The sequence below is a fragment of the Pyrodictium brockii genome (genome assembly GCF_055379715.1).
In genome coordinates this window covers 1423875-1442621 of record NZ_AP042401.1, presented here as the reverse complement: position 1 = coordinate 1442621, position 18747 = coordinate 1423875, and the positions used below count along the sequence as shown (strand labels likewise).

Genomic DNA, 18747 nt, shown 5'->3' with positions numbered 1-18747 from the left:
CCGCGGCCCCCGGCTGCCCGACACGGGGCGCCCAGACGTGTACAAGCCAGATGTAGTCTCCAGGCTTGAGAGCGAAGCCCCCGTCCTACAGGTGGCCCTCGACTACACCGACCTGGGCGACGCCCTCGGGCTCGCAGCGAGGCTGCGGGGGAGCCTGGAAGGCCTCTGGCTCGCCGAGGTCGGGACCCCCCTGATAAAGAGCGAGGGCTTGAGGAGCATCACACTCCTCTCCAGAGTGGTCTCCCCTAACCCCGTCGTGGCGGACATGAAGACCGCTGACACCGGCGCCCTCGAGGCCGGGCTAGCCGCCCGCGCCGGCGCATCAGTGACAATCGTGCTGGCCTGCAGCCTCGACGAGACCATAGCTGAGGCCGCCCGGGAGGCGCACCGTTACGGGGCAGCCCTGGCGGCCGACCTGATAGCGGTGCGGAACCCTGTTGAGAGGGCGGAGCAGCTGGCCAGCCTCGGCGTGGACATAGTAGAGGTTCATGTCGGTATAGACGCGCAGAGGGCGCTCGGCATGACCGCTGCCGACCTGAGGGAGGCGGTGAGGAGGATAGCCGAAAGGTTCCCCGGCCTGGTGGCGGTGGCCGGGGGGCTCAACGAGAAGACAGCGCCGGCCATGGTCGAGGCCGGGGCCTCGATAATAGTGGTGGGGGGCGCTATAACCAGGAGCAGCGACCCGGCGGCCTCCGCCAGGAGGATAATAGAGGCTGTGAGGAGGGCCTCGAGGGGCTAGCCGGGGCTCCCCCCGCTGCCCCTCTCCTCAGGCTCCCGGTACACCATCACCGGCACCCTCTCGCCCCGGCTGTACTGCCTATTCTCCACCACTGCTATCCCGTCGGCCTCCACGTTGCTTACTATGACCGAGCTCTGCTGCCTCTCCAGCGACAGGGGCTCCGCGTAGAGCATCCCGTTCTCCCTGTAGAGCCTCACCTTCACCGGCTGGGGCCTCTTCGCCCGTATGTCGCCGGCGAGCTCCGCCACGGCCTGGAGCGGCGGCTCGGCGGCCCTCCTAACGCTCCCCATGTGCTTGAGCACGTGGTAGACGAGCCTTATGAAGCCGTGGAGCGCTGATACGGGGTGGCCCGAGAGCGCTATCACCAAGGGCCCCTCGGGGAGCAGCATCGCCGAGGTGGGGCGGCCGCCCTTGACGAAGAGGCCGCGGAACAGCACCTCCCCACCCAGCTTCTCCGCCAGCTGGTAGAAGGGATCCACGTCGCTGGGCCCGGTGCCGCCGGTCAGTATGACGAGGTCGAGGCCCCTCATCTGCCGGGTCAGGTACCAGGCTATCGTGTCCACGTTGTCGGGGAGGAGGACCCTCTCCGCCACCAGCGCCCAGGGCGTATACTTCTCTATGGCCCACTCTACAAGCTTCGCGGTCGTCTCCGCAACCTCTCCGCGGAGGATCCTCTCCTCCGCCTCCGCGGGGTCGCTGGGCTCGAAGAGCTCGGTCCCAGTGGCTATGATACCCACAGTCACCGGCCGGTACACCTTGACCCTGGTTACTGCGACGTCGAGGAGCCCGGCCACGTCGAGCATTGTTAGCACGTAGCCGCGGGGGAGGAGGAGCTGGCCCCTCCTCGCATAGGCGCCGACCGGGTCGTAGTTCTTGCCCGGGGGGAACTGCTTGTCTACAACAATGTAGTCGCCCTCCCTCTTCACGGCCTCCTCGGGTATCACGGTGTCCGCGCCCTCGGGCAGGTAGGCTCCTGTGGAGACGTAGACCGCGGTGCCCGGCTCCACCCTGTACTTGACGTCTATATTGCCTATGGTGGCCTCCCCTATCACGCGGAGCCTGCCCGGCGTGTCGGAGGAGCGTATCGCGTAGCCATCATAGGCCGCGCGAGGCCGCGGGGGGAAGTCATGGGGCGCCCTAACGTCCTCGGCGAGGACCCGGCCAACCGCCTCCCAGACGGGTAGCTCGCAGGTCTCGCTAACCGGCTTGACCCGGGAGGCCACTATCCTCACGGCCTCGGGGGCCGGGGTGAGCTTCTCCAGGTAGCGGGGCACACGCTTCGAGGACAAGGCTCTCAGTCCCTGCATGCTGTGGAGAGGCCTCTCCAAGCGGCATTAAGGGTTCGCCCGGGGCCCGCGGCCGGGGTTTTCTGGGCTTGGGGCTCGTGCCTACCCGGGTGCTACGTGGGCGGAGGAGGGTGCCCGGCAGCCTGGGAATAGATTCGGCCGGGGGTCTCCCGGTGAGGCGGCGCCTCTTCCCCGACGCGGCCCCGAGCCTAGCGCCCCCGGCAGCGGCGCTCCTCACGCAGGCCCAGCCCGTGGTGTCGGCGCAGCGGCTCCGGAGGGACCGGAGGTAGCAGGCCCTGGGGCTACCGCCTACGTGTTTTAGCCGCAGCCTCCGGGTAGAATCCAGGCTCGAGATGCTCCTCCCTAAACCCCTCGCCCAGCCTCACCCAGCCCAGCGTCACCCCCAGCACCTCCTCCCTCAGGGCCCGCGATGCCTCGGGGACCCGGACCACTAGCCTGCCCCGCTGGGGGCTCAGCTGCTCCACCAGGGCGGGCTCATCCACGCCACTCCGGAGGCTGAGGCCCGCCAGAAGCCCCCGTGCCCAGCCAGGCCTCACCCAGGCCCCAGGGCCGGCCCTCCTCTGGGACTCCACCACCGCCAGGGAGCCGCAGGTGTAGACAATCTGGCCCGCCGCCTCCTGGTATGGGCAGAGGTTGCTCACTAGACGCGTATCGAGGACAAGGCTCCTCCCCCTGGCGAAGAGCGCCGCGTAGAGTCTCTGGCGGAAGCTCCTCCGGTCTACCCTGCTCCTCTCCCGGAGCAGCCCGGGGCTCGGCGCCCGGAACACCTCGAGGCCCCGGCCCGCCAGGAGCCTGGATAGCTGCTCGGCCCCCGGCCCCGAGCCCAGCACCACGGCCGCCTCGGCCCCCACGGCCTCGGCTACAGCGGCCTTCTGGAACGCGCCCCTGCCCTGGATGAACCCGTCAGTGTCGGCGACGAGGCCGCCGCTGCACGCCCTGGCGGCCCGCGCGGCGGCGGAGACCAGGAGAGGCCCCGCCTTCTCGGCGGAGACGTGGCCCACGAAGAAGGCCCCCGCGGGCTCCAGGTCCTGCAGCACCAGCGCCCGCCCGCTCCAAGGCGCGTACGCCACCATGCCGGGGAGCCCCAGCTCGTTCTGCCCCACATCAGCCTCCACGACGCACAGCTCCAGCCGGTTCCTCAGCCAGGCCGTCAGCGTCGACTTCCCCGAGTCCGGCGGCCCCACCACCACGAGGCGCCGGAACCCCCGGGAGGCCAGCTCCTCCACGAGCCTGTTCCAGGCCTCCACAGTCTCGAAGCCCTCTCTCACCAGCCTTGCTGAGGCCCCGGCCCCCGCGTGGACGCAGAGCCTGGAGTCCTCGATAGCGTAGAACGTGAACCCGCGGGTGCCCCTCACCAGCGCCTCCCCGTCAGCCTCCAGCGTGTAGCCGCTGGCGTACACGCTCCCCCTCTCCACAGCAACCCTCGCCGGCCCCGACACCCAGAGCCCAGAGCCCCTCGCGACATCGAAGCAGCCGGGCAACGCCGATGCATGCCCCCAGGCGCAGCAGGGTGCCGGCACCCTCCAGGAGGGCTAGCAGCTATAAGCGGGCCCCAGCCCACGCTATTGCATAGGCCGCTCTCCAGGGAGCCCCACACTAGAGGAGAACGACTCGCCCCCGGAGGGCGCCGCGCCTCCTCCAGGAGGGAACCCCCGGGCCGGAGGTGGTGCACTTGATGCTCCAGATAGCCAGGAGGGAGGAGCGCCAGGTGGGAAAGTACAGGGTCACCCTGCTCTACGACCAGCAGGACCGCGTGATAGGGGCCCTCGTCGAGGGCCCGAGGCTCAGCCGCCCCGTCTACATAGCCGTCAACGAGAGGGCGGTGCCGAGGATACCGAAGCAGGTCAAGAAGTTCCTTGCCAAACACGGGTTCCAGCTCAGCTAGGTCCCGCGGTGTTTCCCGCCCCTCCCCGCGCCGTAGACCAGCTCCTCCAGGATGCCCAGGCTCCTCTCCTCCACCGGGAAGGCTAGCACCTTCTCCTTCCCGCCGGCCGGCAGCCCCCCGCAGCAGCTCCAGCAGCCTATCCAGCCGGTGGCTCGCGCTGCGGGGGCGTAGACGAAGCCCCTGCCTCTCCCCGGCGCCCAGTGGAGGAGGGATCATCACGTCCCCCGGGCTGGCGGCCGTGAGCCTCCTCCCCACGTAGGAGGCCACGTAGGCGCCGGACTCCAGGTAGTAGGCCTTAACCCCGGGCCTCTCCAGCACCAGCCGCACCCTCTCCAAGGCCTCCCGCAGCGCCCTCCCGGCCTCCCGGGCGGCGCGTGCGCGCCTCTCGCCGCTCAGCAGATCTCTGGGCTCCTCGGCAGCAGCCAGCACTATTACGGCATGGACTGTGCATTCCTCGTCCAGGATCCTGTAGCAGGAGTCGAGGGCCTCCACAGCCTCCCAGGCCTCCTCGAGGCCCTGGCCGCCTAGTAGCCTGGACACCGTCTCCAGGGCCCCCGGCACCCGGTGCAGCATGGGGCCCAGGCCCCCAGGACCCCGAGGGCTGCTATCCAGCCGCAGCGGCTCCCACCACATGCCTCCCTGACCCCTGGCAGCGTGTAGGCTAGGAGGCTCGTCGCGGGCCAGCCCGCCTCCCCGCCCATGCCGAGGGCGACGGGGTTGGCATACACCAGCCTGAGCCTGCCCCGCCGCCTGGGGGCGGCGCGTTGTGGTGGTCGAGCACGGCTAGCGTCCTGGGCGCGGCCCTCTCCGCGGCCTCCTCGTAGCCAGGGCCGGGGATGCCGTGGTCCAGGACAGCTATGGTGTCGGCGCTGCTCCCCTCTATCCCCCAGGGGATCCTGGCTGTAGTAGCCTATCCTTAGAGGGTAGAGGCCCTCCACCCTGCCCCCAAGGGCCCTGGGGAGGAGGGGCGGCCGAGGCCACCCCGCCAGCGTCCCAATGGTATGATATGAAGACGCCCCGGGCCCTGGCCAGCCTGCTCCAGAAGCCCTCTAGCAGCGCCTCGGCGCCCGCCAGTCCAGCACCCCCGGGGCCGTTACACGCCGCAGCACCGCGCTATATTGTGCTGTGTCGCCGCCGGCGCGGAGTATACCAGGCCCCCGGGGCCCGGGGAGAGAGTGCGAGGGGCTAGACGGCCATGCCACGCGTGCTTGTGAGGTTCTTCGCCTTATACCAGGAGGCTGCTGGCGCCCGCGAGGTGGAGCTGGAGATCCCCGAGGACTACACTATACTAGAGCTGGCCAGGATGCTCGAAGAGAAGTTCCCAAAGCTACGGGGCCAGCTGGTGGAAGGCGACAGGATATCCGAGGAGGCCAGGGTGCTAGTGAACGGTAGGAACATAGAGTGGCTCGACAAGGAGAAGACGAGGCTCCGCGACGGGGACATAGTAGCCTTCTTCCCCCCGGTGGCAGGCGGCTAGCAGGCCCACGGGGATTGGGAGGCCCGGCAGAGTTTTACGGCAAGCCCGCCTCCAGGTGCCCAGGGCCCAGATATGCGCGTCCTAGTGGTCAGTGATATCCACGCCAACCTCGAGGCCTTGAGAAGCGTCGTGGAGGGTGTCAAGGGCTGGGACGAGGTAGTAGTCCTAGGGAACCTTGTCGACTACGGCCCCTGGCCCGGCGAGACCATTGACTACATCCGCTCCCTCGGGGCAAGAGCTGTGAGGGGCAACCACGACCACGCGGTAGCCTACGGCGTCGACTGCCGCTGCGGCGAGGACACGCACTGGCTCAGCACATGGTTCCGCGAGAACATAACCATGAGGCTGCTATCCAGGAACGACAAGGCCTGGCTCGCCCAGCTCCCCGAGCAGCTACGCCTCGACCTGGACGGGCTCGAGGCCAGGGCGGTCCACGGGGCCCCAGCAGCCCCCTCTACGGCTACCTCTATCCCTGGCTTGGCCGCGAGAAGATATGCGCCATGCTCCGGCGCAGCGCCAGGCTGGCGGCCAGGCCTCCGGGCAGCTGCCCCAAGGGCCTCTACCTGGTCGGCCACACACATGTACAGTTCAGCATCACCGTGGACGCGGCTAGGATAGTCAACCCGGGGAGCGTGGGCCAGCCTAGGGACGGGATAGCCGCGGCGGGCTACGCGCTACTAGACACCGAGACTGGCGAAGTAAGGCTCGGCCGGGTCCGCTACGATGCCGGCAGGGTGCTAAAGGCGCTGGAGTCCCTGGGGGTGCCGGAGCCCTACATGGGGCCCTCAGGACGCTCCTCCCAGAGGCCAGGGTGCCGCCTAAACCGTCGAACGTGTAGCCTGCAGCTGCCCCCAGTAAGCCGTTTCTCCCTACCGCTTCATTTTGTGTGAGAGTGTATCACTTTAGGGAGTTCCACCTCAGCCATCTGGATTGAGAAATCCAGATGGCTTCACTGGTGGCGGTCGAGGCTAACGGCACGAGCCTCCCATCCACGGGAAAACCCTCCAGGGCTTAGAGCAGAGCCCCCATCACCCTGGAGGGCCCTCAAATTACACACCTACACACAACAATACACAATGAAACCTATAAAGTTTTCTGCCCCGATACGGTGGCGGGTGCAATCCTCCATGCTCACAATCTTGTCTAGACGCACATCCTCATCTCTAACATTGTATACGAGGAACCCCTTCTCACCAAGATCGTTGTAGTGCATGAACACTGTTTCAGCATCCATAGCGCCCACGAGCTCGACCGGGTATGTCAAGCTCTTGGGGAGCTCCTGGGCGGAAGCACGGAGGGTGATATAGCTGTGCCTCCCCTTTATGTTGGAATAGTACTCGCGGTTTACGAGTATCCCGTAACCGTTGTATGCGAGGGCGGCGCTGAGCACTTGGCCTACCGTCTCGATGCCAGAGCCCTGGGGGCCGCCGGCCAGCACTTTTACATCCCGCAGGGGCATGTACAATACACTAGGTAACTGTAGCTCTGGCTCCGGCGAGTCGTCAAGCTGGAGTGCTACATAACGACTGTTATATTGGTTTGTGTAGTTGAAATGTTCGGAGATCTGGATCGAATCTTGTTTGAAGCCACCCCGCTATATAAAAGGAGGGAGTGGATCCCATACATGGCTCTAGCCGCCCTCGGCCTTTTAACCATATGAAGTTATGTGCTGCAATACCATAACTCTCAGCGGGCTGCCGACCCCCCTTAGACGAGGCGGGATGCTGTGAAGCTCTACACCAGGACCGGCGATAGGGGCTACACGTTCTGCTCGCTGCTGGGCAGGAGGGTTAGGAAGAGCCATCCATGTGTAGAGTTCGTGGGCGCTCTCGACGAGGCCGAGGCCACCCTGGGGCTTGCCGAGAGCCTCCTCCGCTACACGGGGGCCCGGGGGGTGGAGGGGCTAGCCGACACGCTACGGTGGATGCAGGAGCTGCTCTTCCGCGCCGGCTTCACCCTCGCTGGCAGGGACTGCCTGGAGGGTAGGGACGTGGAGGAGGTCGAGGCGCTGATAGACAAGCTGAGCAGCGGCCTGGAGCCCGTCTTCACCCTCAACGGGGGCCACCCCGCCGCCGCTGCAGCCTCACTGGCACGTACCATGATAAGGAGGGCTGAGCGGGCTCTATGGCGGTGCCTGGAGGAGAGAGGGGAGACGGAGGAGGCGAGGCTGGTTGCAAGACTCCTTAACAGGCTGGGCGACCTAGCCTACGCGGTGCAGCACGCGATAAACCGAGCGCTCGGCGGGGAGGCGAGACGGGTAGAGTGCAGGGCCGGCCGGTGAAGAGCGATGGGCGGCCGGACCCGGGTCAGGGGATGAGGACGCCATTGTAGCGCTGAGGCCCTTCGCCATCTAAGGGGCTGCGGAGCTTGAGGATTGGGGCCTACAGGCGCCGGGTCCCGGAGAGAGGCGGGCTGGACGCCGCCATACTGGTGGGGGCGCCTCCAGCCTCCCGGGAGGCAGCGAGGCTGGGGAAGCTAGGCTACCCGGTCTACAGCCTGCCGGGCCGGGGCGACGACCACTACCTGGCTAGGCTCCTCTCAGCCCACAGCGTGAGCGTCGAGGGGCATCTAGCCTACCAGGGCCAGGGAGTCTACATAGCTGGTGTGGGCGGCAGGGAGCCCCTGGCTAACCTCCAGTCTCTAGACCGGGAGATAAGGGAGGCCAAGCCCGCCAGGCTCATCCTAGCCACGGAGTACCCGCCCCACGGGCTCTTCGACGCCTCAGGGCTGGGCGTGAGCCGTGGCCTATTCGAGCTGCTAGAAGCAGTGGAGAAGTGGAGACCGGAGGTAGTTGTGATAGGAGGCTGCAGCAGCCCCGGCGCCGCCAGCATCGGGGGCATACTCTACGTCTGCCTCGGCCGCAGGGGCTGCAGCGCCCTCATAGAGCTGGGGGAGGAGGTGGACGCTCTCGTCGAGTGCCCCGGCACCGGGAGCTGCTAGGCCTTTGTAGGGGCAGCTCCCAGGGCAGTGTCTATCCAGGGCCCAGGCCATGGCGGAGCTAGGTGTTGGCGAGCTCTTCCGGCGCGCGCTCGCTGAGGGCAGCGAGGAGGCGCGAGAGCGGCTGGCGAGAGCCCTACTCGAGGACCTGGAGGGGGGCCTGCAGGAGGCGGCTAAGAGGGTTGGCGGCGAAGTGGTGCCGGACACTGTTGTCGCGCGCACCGCCCTGGAGGTCGCCGTCGCCGCGATGGCTTATGCTAGGGGCTCGGGTAGGAGGCTGCGCGTGATAGCGCCAAGCGAGCCCGTCCCGGGCTGGGGGCCTCTGAACACGCTGCTCTCGGCAATGGAGGAGAATGGCCTGGTAGAGGTCTACCGGTTGCAACTCATAGCGTCTACCAGGCCTACCGCCCGCGATATAGCGAGGAGGGTCGCCAAGATAGCAAGGGGGATATCCGCCAAGGTAGTTGATGTGAGCGATGCCCCGCCGTACGTGGTTGCAGGGCTCCATGCAGGGGGTGTTAGGACCCTCACCGTGCTCGTGGACCTAGGGTATATGGCGGTGTTCCAGAAGTTCGGGTTCTACTAGCCGCTTCAGGAGCCCGGGCCAACGCCCGGGAGGAGCCCTACCACCATCAGGCCCGTCTGCAGGAGGCAGGCCAAGGTGACCCGCCTCAGGGTCTCACGCTCCTTGTCCACAAGATAGGCGTAGAGCACCTTGTTCATAACACTAGCCATGGTCGCTACCACTGCGAGCCTGGCGAGCTGGAAGGATGCTAGGCCCCCGAGAGAGAAGAGAGCTAATATAGTAGCGCTGCTGGACACGAAGCCGCCCACCACCATCACTAGAAGGAGGCTCGCCACACCGCTATGCCTCACTATGTAGGCCAGGAAGGTTATGAAGAGGTAGAAGAGCGTGCTCTTAGCCGCCGCGCTGAAGCGCAGCGGGTTCTCTATCCTAACCGCCTGCATAGAGGCTCCAGGCCTTAGGGAGCTACGCCAGGAGAAGAAGACTGGCACGATGGAAGCCGCGGTGGCTAAGAGGAGCGGTGTAAAGTCTGATGATGCTGAGTGCCCGGTTCCGGTGAGATAAGCTGCAGCCACAGCTATGACAGCGTTACGGATAATCATGGCGGAGTTGGCTAGTACCGTTATATGGAAGGCTAGGCTTCTCCTAAGCTCCCGAGGCACCAGGCCGAGCAACGCCATCAGGGTAGCCTCGCTGTTGGCCACGCCCCCAAATAGGGCGGCATAGGCTAGCCCCTCGTTGCCTTTGAGACGCGCCATTATGTAGCCTAGATACGAGGTTGCAAGTACCAGGGCGAAGAAGAGGTATAGGCTACGTAGGCTAATGCCATAGAACTCGTAGTTGAAGCTAAAGAGTATGGGGCCTACCACAACAAGGACTACTCCGAGCTCGAGAGCCCATAGTAGCTCCTCATACCTTATCCTGCCCACCATTTTCTCCGCAGGCAGCTTTATCGCCAGCACGAAGGTGGTTAACACCGCCACACTCGCGGCTAGCAGGACCTCTCCAAGGCCTGCTAGAAGCCCTACAACGAAGTCGACCATTATGACTACAATAGTTGTTATGCCTGCCATCCTCGATACTAGAAGCCGGTAAGCGGAGAATACCGCCACAACAACCGCGAAGATTAGGAGCAGCATCACCATCTGGAAGTCGCTTATTAGGCCGCTGCTCCACATTACCCCGACTACCGCGGCGTAGACCGCTATGAGACTGAAGGTACGTATACCGGGAAACTCCTTGGCTACAATCTCCTCTATACCCACGCTGCGTCGTTTTTTCCGCGCGATAGCTGCACGGGCCTTCTCCCGCTCAATACCGATCAGCATCCCGGAGAGGAAGGCCACTATGATGCGGCCAAGCATGCTAGCCTCAACGCTGCCGGCCGCACTCAGACTCATCAATGCCACCTAGGAGTGTGCCCCCTAGAGAGGCCGTGCCCCAGCGGGAGAGGCTCCAGCATCCCAGAGGATGTGAACAGCCTAGAATGACGGTTTGAGAATGTTAAGGGCAGCTAGGCTATCTTCCTACGCACCCTTATCTCTATTACTGGGATCAGCCTTCTGCCGCGCTCGACACTATCTATGCTCACCCCCACTAGCTCTACACTATCTTGCAGCCTATGTACTAGAGCGTTGTAGACATCCACGGCCTTGCTGACGTTAGAGCCTTGACCCCTTATGATTACCTCGTCATAACCCTCGTTGAAGAGCACTATCGTTGCAAGAACATAGTCGATGACGGGCTTCTTACCTATAATGACGATGTTTTCCTCGGCCGCCATGAGGTCCTCACCTCTCCCGCTACCACCTACCACGGGGCTGACCCGTGCTGTAAACTCTTTAAACCACTCGCTCGGCGTCCGAACCCCGCCAGGCATCCCCTTAAAGCAGGCCGAGGATGGCACTAGGCTTGGCCCGTTACCCGGCCGAGGACCTCGTTGAAGCATGTCCCGGCCTTCTCCACAACAACAGCGATAGGCTCCCCCCGGGGGTCAAAGCTACAGAGCGTTGGAGGCACCGCCGCAGGGTCTACGTTTGCAGCACTCCTACAGTACTTCAGCAGAATCCCCCTCTTCCTCACCTCGCCAAGCACTGCGCCTCCGCCGCTGCATCTCATGTAGAACAACAGCCTGGAGCCGAGATCCCTAAAGGCGTCAGCCACCTTACGCAGCTCAGAGCAGTCAAGCCTGCCTTTGAGGGAGGCTTTAACCTCGAAGCTAGCAGCGTCGGCGTAATTGATTACCAGGAGCTGCAGGTAAGCTGTCTCTCTCGCAGGGGCCCGTAGTACCACTCTTCTAGACTCTTCATCGTGGTCAACTAGCTCTACCTCACTGTTACTAGCCACGTTAGCCAATAGGCTAGGCATCGACGCGCCCAGCTTGACGTGGATAACCAGGGTTATGAACATGTAGTAGCGTGGCATCCCTTATGCCCTCTTCCAGCTCCAAGACGGCTCCCAGGCCTCTCAGCCGGGGATAACATCTTCATCCCTGGGGCCTTGGGGTAGGCTGAACGCTCGTCATCATCGAGAGGCTCTAGTGGGAAAGAACCCGGGGAAGTGTGCACATGGCTGCTCTGCAACACGGACCCTCATCACCATGTGCCTCAGCAACTCGTGGCGCTCTTCATCGCAGCAAGGCCAGAGGCTGCCCCGGGGGACTCGTGGCCCCTCGGGCGCGGTTCTAGAATATAGGGTTATTCATCTGCATCTTTTGTATCAGCGTAGCCGCGTTGAGCACCAGGTAGGGTACTATGCTCCTGGGTACATGCTGGTACTTGGGTGGCTGTCCCTCGTAGTAGCCTGTGAGAGGCACCACTTTGAGCTCATACACCTCGTTGAAGGGTATCTGCTTCACGACTTGCTCCGGCTTCTCTATAACATCGTTCAGTCTCACTATGGCGTGTATCAGACTTCCCGTGTCATTCTTTATCAGCAGCATGTAGAGGCTATCCTTCATCGGCGGGTTGAAGGAGGAGGAGAACTCTTCCGAGCGCGCCACTGTCTCTGCGTCCTCTACGAGCGCCCATCTCTGCTCGCCCGTATCGACGTCTATGAAGCTGAACACCCTGTACTCCGATGTAGGCTTGCGCATGTCACGGAGCTTGACCTCTATGAGGCTCTCCGGCAGGCTCAGCGCCTCTGCAAGCTCCTCCGCCGTGAATGCCATGCCGCGGAGGGTCTCGGCTATAAGTTCCTCAACGTTGCCTATCCAGGGGCGCTCCGGCGTCTCCCTAGCGACGAGCCTAGCGTATATGCTGCTCCTGCTCTGGTTCACCTTCACCTTCACGCGGCCCTTGCGAAGCCCCTCGAGCAGTGCCCAGGCAGACTCTGGGTCAAAGTACTCCTGCAGCGTCTGCCTCACAGCCTCCTCGTAGACCAGCTTGTCGCTCTTACGCAGCCTCCTCGTGACACCAAAGACCAGCTGTATGTTGTGGGCAACCTCTACGAAGAAAGGTGATCTGCTAGCAGCCTCCCAGACCCTCTGCATGAACTCCTCCCGGTCCATTCCGGAAAGGAACTCCAGCGGGTCAAAGTCGAGAGCATTTACCGGGAGCCCAAACCCGTAGTGAGATACCTTAGCATACACCTCTGAGCTATTGCGGTAAGCCTCCATCATAACTAGGTAGGCCAGCGTACGAAGCACCTTCTCCGGGGCAAGGGTCACGTAAACTATCTCCTCGGGCAGCCTCTCAACTATTATAGTGTCCCGGCTTGGCGCCGGGTAATAATACTTCTTGATCTCGCTCATGAGTCTCTCGAGAGCCCTTCTAGCGTCGTCGGACAGCATAAGCCCCTTGGGTAGCCGGAGAGAGCCACCATGCACCTCCTGGATAACCTTCTCGATCTCGGAGAGGACAAGCCTTGAGGCTTGAGGGCCCTGGCCCTTCCAGAAGGGTACTGCAGTAGTTTCTCCCTGCGTCTCTGTCACAATAACCTTGCTTGAGTGCTCGTCTATGTTTATCACCTGCCAGTTTCTCCCCGCGAGTCTAATCACGTGGCCTATGCGCAGCATCCTTATAACATAGTCAGAGTCCAGCTCGCCTACAGTCTTGCCATCCGTGGTCTTAACAATATAGGTTGTCTTCTCCCCCATAGTTGTGAAGAACTCGGAAAAGTTGTGCACCCACCAGCTAAACCTGCTATCCCCTGTATCGAACCTCCATATACGGTAGAATTGGGAGCCAGCGCTTATCCTACAATCCTCCCCGATCTTTATCATCTTGTTCTCTATAAGATACTTAACCAGCTCGTCAAACTCCTCGCGGCTCAAGCCGCGGAAGTAGTAGACGTTGCTGAGTACCTCGTAGGCCTCGTCCACGGTGTACATGCCGGAGAGGGCCATTCCCAGCACAGCTCTCGCAGCCATGTCGAGAGGCTTAGCTGGGATCTCTGGAACCTCTACCTTGCCCTCAAGAGTTAGGCGGGCCTCAGCTATTGCCTCCAGCAGTTCGAGTTCATCGCTGGCTATTATTATACCCTTCATCTTCCCGCCGATAGTATGGCCGCTCCTGCCCAGCCTCTGTATGAGGGAGGAGACGCGGCCGGCGGGGCGGAATAGGATCACACGCTTAACTGATCCTATGTCTATGCCTAGCTCTAGAGTCTTGGTAGCTATTATCATCTTGAGCTTTCCTTCCTTGGCCATTCTCTCTATGCGGCGCCTCTCCTCGCCAAACACGGATGCATGGTGCACTACAACGCCTTCAATGCCCATCTTTTCTATCTCACTGTGGAGACGCTCCGCTACATGCTTAGAGTTGACGAATACAAGCGTGAGCGGCTCCATGCGGCTCAGTAGCTTCTCCGCAGCGCGGCGCCAGAACGTAGTACTGGGGGCATCGACGTAGTCTACCAGTATTTCTAGCTCCTTCCTACGGTCAATGCTCACGATGGAGAGAGGCCTCCTAGAGCTCCCTATGAAGGCCCTCCCAGTGATGCTGGGCTCGCCTATCGTAGCCGATATCATTATGAGCTGGAAGTCGCCGGCGAGCCTGCGGAACCTCTCAAGCAGGATAGCGAGCTGTACTCCCCTCTTCGTTGAGACGATCTCGTGAACCTCATCTATTATAACCCAGCGGAGGTTCCTGTAGTAGCTCCGGAACTTTGACGCCCAGTCGAGGTCTATCTCGAGGCTCTCGGGTGTAGTCACTAGAATATGTGGAACCTTGCGGAGCCTCCTAGCCCTCTCCGAGTGCGGCACATCACCATGTTTCCTGGCCACTACGAAGCCTAGCTGGGATGCCCACCAGTTAATCCTCTCATAGATATCGTTTATGAGGGCGCGCAGAGGAGTTATGTAGAGAGCCGCTACCGGCTCGGCTCTCTCCTCCAGCATCTTGGAGAGCACTGGCAGCAGTGCTGCCTCCGTCTTCCCGTAGCCTGTGGGAGCCACTATTACTACGTTATGCCCCTCTAGTATGGGCTTAATTGCCTTCTCTTGGATCTCTGTCAGCCTCTCCCAACCCTTCTTACGGATGAGTTCACGAACCTTCTCCTGGAGCATCTCCAGGGAGCCTGGAGCCCCTACTCCCACCGGCTTGGCTGGCATGACTCTCTACCTCTTCCACCCCACGCTGCTTCTGGCATCCCGGGAGGGTTCACGGGACACTACCTGTAGCGGCATCCCCAGCGGGGGCATCTACCGAGGACCTTACCCCTGGGGCTAAACCCTAGCAGGGGGCCGGACAGCGCAATAGGGTTTAATATAATTGTGCCGGAACACCTTAATGGCTGCAACGCTATGAAGGCTAGGCGCTATACATGCATAGTGTGTGGGCGCGTATTCCCCGAAGGCCAGGGAATAATGATTAGGAGAGCCGGCATACTGCTGGCGTTCCACAGCAAGTCATGCCTAGCCAAGTTCTTTAGGCTGTTCGTCGAGAGGCTTGACGAGAAAGAGTTCAAGAGGGCGGCTGTAGACGTGGTAAAGGAGTTTGAGGAGCTTAGGAAAGCCAGACAGGCTGTAAAGAAGATCTAATGGGGCTTGCCCAACTGCTCCATTACTTTTGAGAGTATAGTGTCTAGCTTCATCTCCTTTATCATGTTGATTGCTTTTTGCTTAGCGTCGTCAAGGCTCTCAGCGCCCACATTGAGGTATATCGATGTACCCTTCACCCTAAAGCGGTAGCGTTTCTCGCCCAGCAGCTCGTACTCTTCAACAAGCTCAAGCTCAATCGGCTTCACACTCATAGCATCTGGGCCCGGCGTCTGTAGGTTGCAAGGGAGGCCTAATAACCTGAGGCCCGCCTGGCGCATCTACACCATGCATGGCTACGAAGACCCGGGGTGACGAGGCTTATGAATGATCTCGAGAAGGCTATTGTCGAGGTTCTATCCGAGAGCGAGAAACCCATGACTTTCGACGAGCTTTACCGAGCGCTGGTGCGGCGCGGGGTCAAGGCAGGGCAGGACGAGGTGCGTGAGACATTAGCGCGGCTTATTAGAAGTAGGACAGTAGTACGGGAGGCTGACCTTGAGAGAAGGAAGATGGTATTTAGGGCTGCCGGGAAAGGCTAGCCCCGAGCTGGACAGGAGGCTTGAAACCATTCTAGGCACTCTCAATAAGATATCGGAGCAGCTGCTCTACTTCGAGCAAAACCTGTTCAATGGCGCCCTCGAGGCTTCCCTTGAGAAGCTGGCCTCACAGCTTGAGGAGATATGGCGTATGGGTGTTGAGCCTGCCTATTCCTACGCGGAGAAGGCTAGACTGCTGGCACGCTATGTCAAGGCCTATAGGGTGAGGGCTGAGGAGTTCCATACTCTCCGTGGCTTAAGCAGCGTAAGGGACGACGTACTAAGCCATATATCCGACATAAAAGCGTTTATTAATGGTCTGCGGGCTTATCTTCGCTAGCCCTCTCCTCCTGGAGCATTTCTTTGAGAGCCTGTTTTAACGCCTTGTAGGTCTCCCGGACGTCCTGGGATATCACCTTAACCCCCGCGATGACCGGCATGAAGTTTGTGTCACCGTTCCAGCGGGGCACTATGTGGATATGTACGTGCTTATCTATGCCTGCCCCTGCTACGCGGCCCAGGTTCACGCCTATGTTGAATCCATGGGGCTTTAACACTCTTCTTAGCAGCTTTACCGAGAGCTGTACAAGGCTCGTCATCTCCGCCAGCTCTTCTCTCGCAAGCTCGGTTATATCGGCTACATGCCGGTATGGCACCACCATTACGTGGCCCGTGTTGTAGGGGTAGAGGTTCATTATTATGTAGCTGTGGCTGCCCCGGTAGAGTATGAGGGATTCGTCATCGCTCCTCCTGGGTGCGGTGCAGAATACGCATTCAGTAGAGCCCTTCTCGACGGTGGATTTTATGTAGATGTAGCGCCAGGGAGCATAGAGTATCCCCATGTGACTAGTCATAGCTGCTTACCCACCCAACAGTGCCTAGATAGCCGGTGATGTTTATCCTGGCTGGGGCTGTTTTGTAACCCTTTCCCGGGAAGGGCAAGTGCTAGAGGCTAGTGCATGCTATGGCTAGCAAGGGCTTGTCGCCGAGCACCAGGGCTAGAGCGTAGGCGGTGGTGATCAGGGGTACTCCGGGGAACGCGTAGGAGGCCCAGAGCCGGTCCCTATATTTTATGCAGCCCTTCCCTAGGGCTTTCTTCAGCTCCTCAGCCACGTCCTCGGGGTTCATGTATATATTGAAGCGGAGGCTGTAGCGGCCACATAGGTTCAATGGGTACCACCAGCCCGGCCGCTCCATGAGCTTTCTCGCCTCTACCGGGCGGGCTAGAAGGGCGTAGGCTATGCGGTAGCGGGGCGGGAGCTTTCTCAGCTCCTCTCGGCTCTGGATGAGGTTTAATGCAAAGTTGGTCAGCGCAGCCCCAGCACCCATGGCCACGTAGTATAGGAGGGTCGGTAGGAGCGGAGGCATTATTCTCGAGCTGGCGGAGGGGAGGGGGGATGCTACCGCTACTATTAGCAGGGCCGCCACGTCACCCCATCCGAGGAGCCCTAGGGCGGCCACAGCAGCGGTAGCGGCTAGCATGATGGCGTCTACGGCGGCGTAGAGCCATAGCGGCGCTGGAGGGGCTGGCGGGTGGAGCATGTACTCAGCTACGCGGAGCACCGCCACCAGGGCCAGGGAGGCGTGGACCATTCTCGGGGGCAGCTCTCTAGCCCTAATATCATGGAGCGATAGAACTGCTAGGACCAGCAGTGCTGCAAGCTCCGTGTACAAGGCTTGATAAGCCCCCTAAAAGTCCTCGGCAGCGGGGGCTCCAGGAGTGGGGATAGATATAGTTAGGCTACTAGAGCGGTTGATCGATCATAACCGCATTGAGGCTGTGGAGAAGGGAGGCGTACTCGAAATACCCTATGATACGCGTGATCTCCAGGCATTTAGCCAGGTGCTTCGGAGGCGGATTAGCCGCGTTAAAGCGGGGGGCCGTGAACACCAGGTGCTAATACTGCTTGACAGGAAAGGGTTGAGCAGGAGCTACTACGTATGCATAGGCTCCCATATAGGGCTTGAATGCAGAAAGAGGATAGTTGAGGACAAGCTGAGTGGGCTGAGGCTGTGGGTCCAAGCACCAGTACTTGTTATAGACAATTGCAGGGTTGAGCTTGAGTGGCGTGGCTCCCGGTTTGTCCTAGCCAGGAGCATTGTTGAAAGGTGTGGTAGGTGTCGTCGCATTGCCCCAAGCTAAGTAAGGTATTCCTACCCTGATACTGCATCTAAATGCTTGTAAATGCTTGCTGGAGCCGCTGCCAGCTATTTTGCCCGCATTAGTCCTCCGGATCTGCTATCCCGTAGTCGGTTATCATGAATACCGCCTCACCCTCCGGCAGGTGCGGGGCGTCGACTATCCTTGCTATTCTCTTGTTCCCGCGGCTCTTCCGGAGCTGTACTCGTATGCCAGGCGCGTGGTATAGTACGTGGCCACCTACAGCCTGGGTCGGGTCTCCGTAGAACACATCGGGCTTGGCCATAACCTGGTTTGTTATAATGACTGCCACGTTGTATATCTCGGCCAGCCTTGAGAGCTGGTGGAGGTGGCGGTTCAGCTTCTGCTGACGCGCCGCCAGGTTCTCGCGGCCCGGGTACTCCGCCCTAAAGTGGCTCGTTACAGAGTCGACTATTACTAGCTTGATGTTATCCTTTGGCACCACGTTGAATAGCTCGTCCACTATGGCCATCTGGTGGTCGCTGTTTATGGCACGAATGTAGAGGATGTTGCTCATCACCTCATCCGGGTCCAGGCCCCACCTCTTGGACATAGCTTCTATACGCTCCCAGCGGAAGGTACCCTCCGTATCTATATACACTGCCTTGGCTACCTGGTCCGGCGTGCTTAGCCCACCTTTGTCTACCGGTAGCTGGACGTTCACAGCGAGCTGGTGGCATATCTGTGTCTTACCGCTCCCGAATTCACCGAAGAATTCGGTTAGCGTTCGAGTCTCTATGCCGCCGCCGAGCAGGTCGTCGAGGTTACGGCTGCCGGTGGTTATCTTACGTGTCTGGAGGCGCTCCTTCTTTACCTCAAGCGCTGACTTGAACCTTATGTCTAGGGCCTCGCGGGCCGCCTTTATTATCCGCTGGGCCGTGGTTATTGGTATGCCGGCTGCTGCGCTCAGCTCCTGGGGCGTGGCCACAGCGATTGCCTCGAGGGTAGCATAGCCTGCCTCTATCAGCTTGTTCGCTGTCGCGGGGCCCACACCCGGAAGGTCTGTTATCGACTTCACTTCTCCCCTGCTCATACCTTCTATCCCGTGGAGAGGGCGGTTCAGTAGCACCCTTATATAGGACTCCTTAGTTGACCGAAACTAATTCATGAACTATGTGGGGCAGGCGTATATACCACCTTTTTATGCCGCCTTGCCGCTAGACTACGGCTGGCCATAGAGGCCTATGAGTGGTGCACCG

25 protein-coding genes are annotated in these 18747 nt (G+C 61.2%); 13 read left to right on the top strand and 12 right to left on the bottom strand.

Features of this window, described 5'->3' with window-relative positions; all coding sequences use genetic code 11:
* The first annotated feature begins 37 nt into the window (after nt 1-37).
* A complete protein-coding gene (locus tag ACZ42Y_RS07725; RefSeq protein ID WP_464735416.1) occupies nt 38-739 on the top strand; it encodes an orotidine 5'-phosphate decarboxylase / HUMPS family protein in 702 nt (233 codons plus the stop codon).
* On the opposite strand, the gene ACZ42Y_RS07720 is transcribed toward ACZ42Y_RS07725, so the two are convergent.
* On the bottom strand, nt 736-2028 hold the full coding sequence (locus ACZ42Y_RS07720) for a molybdopterin molybdotransferase MoeA (RefSeq protein ID WP_464735415.1): 1293 nt from the start codon (nt 2026-2028) through the stop codon (nt 736-738). The genes ACZ42Y_RS07725 and ACZ42Y_RS07720 overlap by 4 nt on opposite strands.
* 86 nt (nt 2029-2114) lie before the next feature.
* Between ACZ42Y_RS07720 and ACZ42Y_RS07715 the strand changes: the two genes are divergently transcribed.
* The gene (locus ACZ42Y_RS07715) at nt 2115-2315 is read left to right on the top strand and encodes a hypothetical protein (protein ID WP_464735414.1); all 201 of its coding nucleotides are present in this window, start codon (nt 2115-2117) and stop codon (nt 2313-2315) included.
* A gap of 12 nt (nt 2316-2327) precedes the next feature.
* On the opposite strand, the gene ACZ42Y_RS07710 is transcribed toward ACZ42Y_RS07715, so the two are convergent.
* A complete protein-coding gene (locus ACZ42Y_RS07710) occupies nt 2328-3527 on the bottom strand; it encodes a Clp1/GlmU family protein (protein ID WP_464735413.1) in 1200 nt (399 codons plus the stop codon).
* A gap of 191 nt (nt 3528-3718) precedes the next feature.
* On the opposite strand from ACZ42Y_RS07710, the gene ACZ42Y_RS07705 reads away from it, so the two are divergent.
* Nucleotides 3719-3931 (top strand): hypothetical protein, encoded by a 213-nt coding sequence (locus ACZ42Y_RS07705; RefSeq protein WP_464735412.1) that lies wholly within the window; start codon nt 3719-3721, stop codon nt 3929-3931.
* A 524-nt stretch (nt 3932-4455) separates the two neighbouring features.
* Here ACZ42Y_RS07705 and ACZ42Y_RS07700 read toward each other — a convergent pair.
* Nucleotides 4456-4632 (bottom strand): hypothetical protein, encoded by a 177-nt coding sequence (locus ACZ42Y_RS07700; RefSeq protein ID WP_168371248.1) that lies wholly within the window; start codon nt 4630-4632, stop codon nt 4456-4458.
* 494 nt (nt 4633-5126) lie between these two features.
* Here ACZ42Y_RS07700 and ACZ42Y_RS07695 point away from each other — a divergent pair, with 494 nt between their 5' ends.
* The 3 genes from ACZ42Y_RS07695 to ACZ42Y_RS07685 all read left to right on the top strand — a co-directional run bounded on the left by ACZ42Y_RS07695 (nt 5127) and on the right by ACZ42Y_RS07685 (nt 6298).
* Nucleotides 5127-5408 (top strand): ubiquitin-like small modifier protein 1, encoded by a 282-nt coding sequence (locus tag ACZ42Y_RS07695; RefSeq protein WP_058370554.1) that lies wholly within the window; start codon nt 5127-5129, stop codon nt 5406-5408.
* A gap of 72 nt (nt 5409-5480) precedes the next feature.
* Nucleotides 5481-6026 carry a metallophosphoesterase family protein gene (locus ACZ42Y_RS07690; protein WP_269082804.1) on the top strand — a complete coding sequence of 182 codons (546 nt, stop codon included), beginning with the start codon at nt 5481-5483 and terminating at the stop codon, nt 6024-6026.
* Nucleotides 6008-6298 carry a metallophosphoesterase family protein gene (locus ACZ42Y_RS07685; protein WP_269082805.1) on the top strand — a complete coding sequence of 97 codons (291 nt, stop codon included), beginning with the start codon at nt 6008-6010 and terminating at the stop codon, nt 6296-6298. Before ACZ42Y_RS07690 ends, ACZ42Y_RS07685 begins: the two co-directional genes overlap by 19 nt.
* Nucleotides 6299-6465: 167 nt before the next feature.
* On the opposite strand, the gene ACZ42Y_RS07680 is transcribed toward ACZ42Y_RS07685, so the two are convergent.
* On the bottom strand, nt 6466-6867 hold the full coding sequence (locus ACZ42Y_RS07680) for a 2-oxoacid:acceptor oxidoreductase family protein (protein WP_168371249.1): 402 nt from the start codon (nt 6865-6867) through the stop codon (nt 6466-6468).
* Between the two features lie 267 nt (nt 6868-7134).
* Here ACZ42Y_RS07680 and ACZ42Y_RS07675 point away from each other — a divergent pair, with 267 nt between their 5' ends.
* The 3 genes from ACZ42Y_RS07675 (at nt 7135) to ACZ42Y_RS07665 (ending at nt 8931) form a co-directional block, all read left to right on the top strand.
* Nucleotides 7135-7689 carry an ATP:cob(I)alamin adenosyltransferase gene (locus tag ACZ42Y_RS07675; RefSeq protein WP_058370556.1) on the top strand — a complete coding sequence of 185 codons (555 nt, stop codon included), beginning with the start codon at nt 7135-7137 and terminating at the stop codon, nt 7687-7689.
* Nucleotides 7690-7775: 86 nt separating this feature from the next.
* Nucleotides 7776-8348, top strand: coding sequence for a metallophosphoesterase family protein (locus ACZ42Y_RS07670; RefSeq protein ID WP_058370557.1), 573 nt, complete (start codon nt 7776-7778; stop codon nt 8346-8348).
* Between the two features lie 49 nt (nt 8349-8397).
* The gene (locus tag ACZ42Y_RS07665; RefSeq protein WP_464735411.1) at nt 8398-8931 is read left to right on the top strand and encodes a hypothetical protein; all 534 of its coding nucleotides are present in this window, start codon (nt 8398-8400) and stop codon (nt 8929-8931) included.
* Between the two features lie 5 nt (nt 8932-8936).
* Here ACZ42Y_RS07665 and ACZ42Y_RS07660 read toward each other — a convergent pair whose 3' ends face one another.
* The 4 genes from ACZ42Y_RS07660 to ACZ42Y_RS07645 form a co-directional block, all read right to left on the bottom strand.
* A complete protein-coding gene (locus ACZ42Y_RS07660; RefSeq protein ID WP_464735410.1) occupies nt 8937-10271 on the bottom strand; it encodes an MgtC/SapB family protein in 1335 nt (444 codons plus the stop codon).
* Nucleotides 10272-10384: 113 nt separating this feature from the next.
* A complete protein-coding gene (locus ACZ42Y_RS07655) occupies nt 10385-10654 on the bottom strand; it encodes a DNA-binding protein (RefSeq protein WP_464735409.1) in 270 nt (89 codons plus the stop codon).
* A 122-nt stretch (nt 10655-10776) separates the two neighbouring features.
* Nucleotides 10777-11295, bottom strand: a complete 519-nt coding sequence (locus ACZ42Y_RS07650; protein ID WP_464735408.1) for a hypothetical protein — start codon at nt 11293-11295, stop codon at nt 10777-10779.
* Nucleotides 11296-11554: 259 nt separating this feature from the next.
* Nucleotides 11555-14422 (bottom strand): DEAD/DEAH box helicase, encoded by a 2868-nt coding sequence (locus tag ACZ42Y_RS07645; RefSeq protein ID WP_464735407.1) that lies wholly within the window; start codon nt 14420-14422, stop codon nt 11555-11557.
* A 162-nt stretch (nt 14423-14584) separates the two neighbouring features.
* On the opposite strand from ACZ42Y_RS07645, the gene ACZ42Y_RS07640 reads away from it, so the two are divergent.
* Complete coding sequence (locus ACZ42Y_RS07640; protein WP_236698110.1) at nt 14585-14851, top strand: hypothetical protein; 267 nt, start codon at nt 14585-14587, stop codon at nt 14849-14851.
* Here the strand turns inward: ACZ42Y_RS07640 and ACZ42Y_RS07635 are convergent.
* Nucleotides 14848-15057: a hypothetical protein gene (locus ACZ42Y_RS07635; RefSeq protein ID WP_058370564.1), complete on the bottom strand. Its 210-nt coding sequence runs from the start codon at nt 15055-15057 to the stop codon at nt 14848-14850. The genes ACZ42Y_RS07640 and ACZ42Y_RS07635 overlap by 4 nt on opposite strands.
* 114 nt (nt 15058-15171) lie before the next feature.
* Here ACZ42Y_RS07635 and ACZ42Y_RS07630 point away from each other — a divergent pair, with 114 nt between their 5' ends.
* A complete protein-coding gene (locus ACZ42Y_RS07630; protein ID WP_168371250.1) occupies nt 15172-15390 on the top strand; it encodes a helix-turn-helix domain-containing protein in 219 nt (72 codons plus the stop codon).
* Nucleotides 15347-15727, top strand: coding sequence for a hypothetical protein (locus ACZ42Y_RS07625; RefSeq protein ID WP_058370565.1), 381 nt, complete (start codon nt 15347-15349; stop codon nt 15725-15727). Before ACZ42Y_RS07630 ends, ACZ42Y_RS07625 begins: the two co-directional genes overlap by 44 nt.
* On the opposite strand, the gene ACZ42Y_RS07620 is transcribed toward ACZ42Y_RS07625, so the two are convergent.
* Complete coding sequence (locus ACZ42Y_RS07620; protein WP_058370566.1) at nt 15699-16229, bottom strand: HIT family protein; 531 nt, start codon at nt 16227-16229, stop codon at nt 15699-15701. The genes ACZ42Y_RS07625 and ACZ42Y_RS07620 overlap by 29 nt on opposite strands.
* A 103-nt stretch (nt 16230-16332) precedes the next feature.
* Entirely contained in the window at nt 16333-17061 is a 729-nt protein-coding gene (locus ACZ42Y_RS07615) for a prepilin peptidase (protein ID WP_058370567.1), read from the bottom strand.
* Nucleotides 17062-17140: 79 nt separating this feature from the next.
* Between ACZ42Y_RS07615 and ACZ42Y_RS07610 the strand changes: the two genes are divergently transcribed.
* Entirely contained in the window at nt 17141-17530 is a 390-nt protein-coding gene (locus ACZ42Y_RS07610; RefSeq protein WP_464735406.1) for a hypothetical protein, read from the top strand.
* 79 nt (nt 17531-17609) lie between these two features.
* On the opposite strand, the gene radA is transcribed toward ACZ42Y_RS07610, so the two are convergent.
* On the bottom strand, nt 17610-18581 hold the full coding sequence (radA, locus tag ACZ42Y_RS07605) for a DNA repair and recombination protein RadA (protein ID WP_058371364.1): 972 nt from the start codon (nt 18579-18581) through the stop codon (nt 17610-17612).
* Between the last annotated feature and the right edge of the window lie 166 nt (nt 18582-18747).

Bases quoted from the DNA above. Each gene is read 5' to 3' on its own strand.
- ACZ42Y_RS07690 (WP_269082804.1), top strand. From the start codon at position 5,481: ATGCGCGTCCTAGTGGTCAGTGATATCCACGCCAACCTCGAGGCCTTG.
- ACZ42Y_RS07660 (WP_464735410.1), bottom strand. From the start codon at position 10,271: ATGAGTCTGAGTGCGGCCGGCAGCGTTGAGGCTAGCATGCTTGGCCGC.
- ACZ42Y_RS07665 (WP_464735411.1), top strand. From the start codon at position 8,398: ATGGCGGAGCTAGGTGTTGGCGAGCTCTTCCGGCGCGCGCTCGCTGAG.
- ACZ42Y_RS07650 (WP_464735408.1), bottom strand. From the start codon at position 11,295: ATGCCACGCTACTACATGTTCATAACCCTGGTTATCCACGTCAAGCTG.
- ACZ42Y_RS07630 (WP_168371250.1), top strand. From the start codon at position 15,172: ATGAATGATCTCGAGAAGGCTATTGTCGAGGTTCTATCCGAGAGCGAG.
- ACZ42Y_RS07680 (WP_168371249.1), bottom strand. From the start codon at position 6,867: ATGCCCCTGCGGGATGTAAAAGTGCTGGCCGGCGGCCCCCAGGGCTCT.
- ACZ42Y_RS07695 (WP_058370554.1), top strand. From the start codon at position 5,127: ATGCCACGCGTGCTTGTGAGGTTCTTCGCCTTATACCAGGAGGCTGCT.
- radA (WP_058371364.1), bottom strand. From the start codon at position 18,581: ATGAGCAGGGGAGAAGTGAAGTCGATAACAGACCTTCCGGGTGTGGGC.
- ACZ42Y_RS07700 (WP_168371248.1), bottom strand. From the start codon at position 4,632: ATGGGCGGGGAGGCGGGCTGGCCCGCGACGAGCCTCCTAGCCTACACG.
- ACZ42Y_RS07655 (WP_464735409.1), bottom strand. From the start codon at position 10,654: ATGGCGGCCGAGGAAAACATCGTCATTATAGGTAAGAAGCCCGTCATC.
- ACZ42Y_RS07645 (WP_464735407.1), bottom strand. From the start codon at position 14,422: ATGCCAGCCAAGCCGGTGGGAGTAGGGGCTCCAGGCTCCCTGGAGATG.
- ACZ42Y_RS07620 (WP_058370566.1), bottom strand. From the start codon at position 16,229: ATGGGGATACTCTATGCTCCCTGGCGCTACATCTACATAAAATCCACC.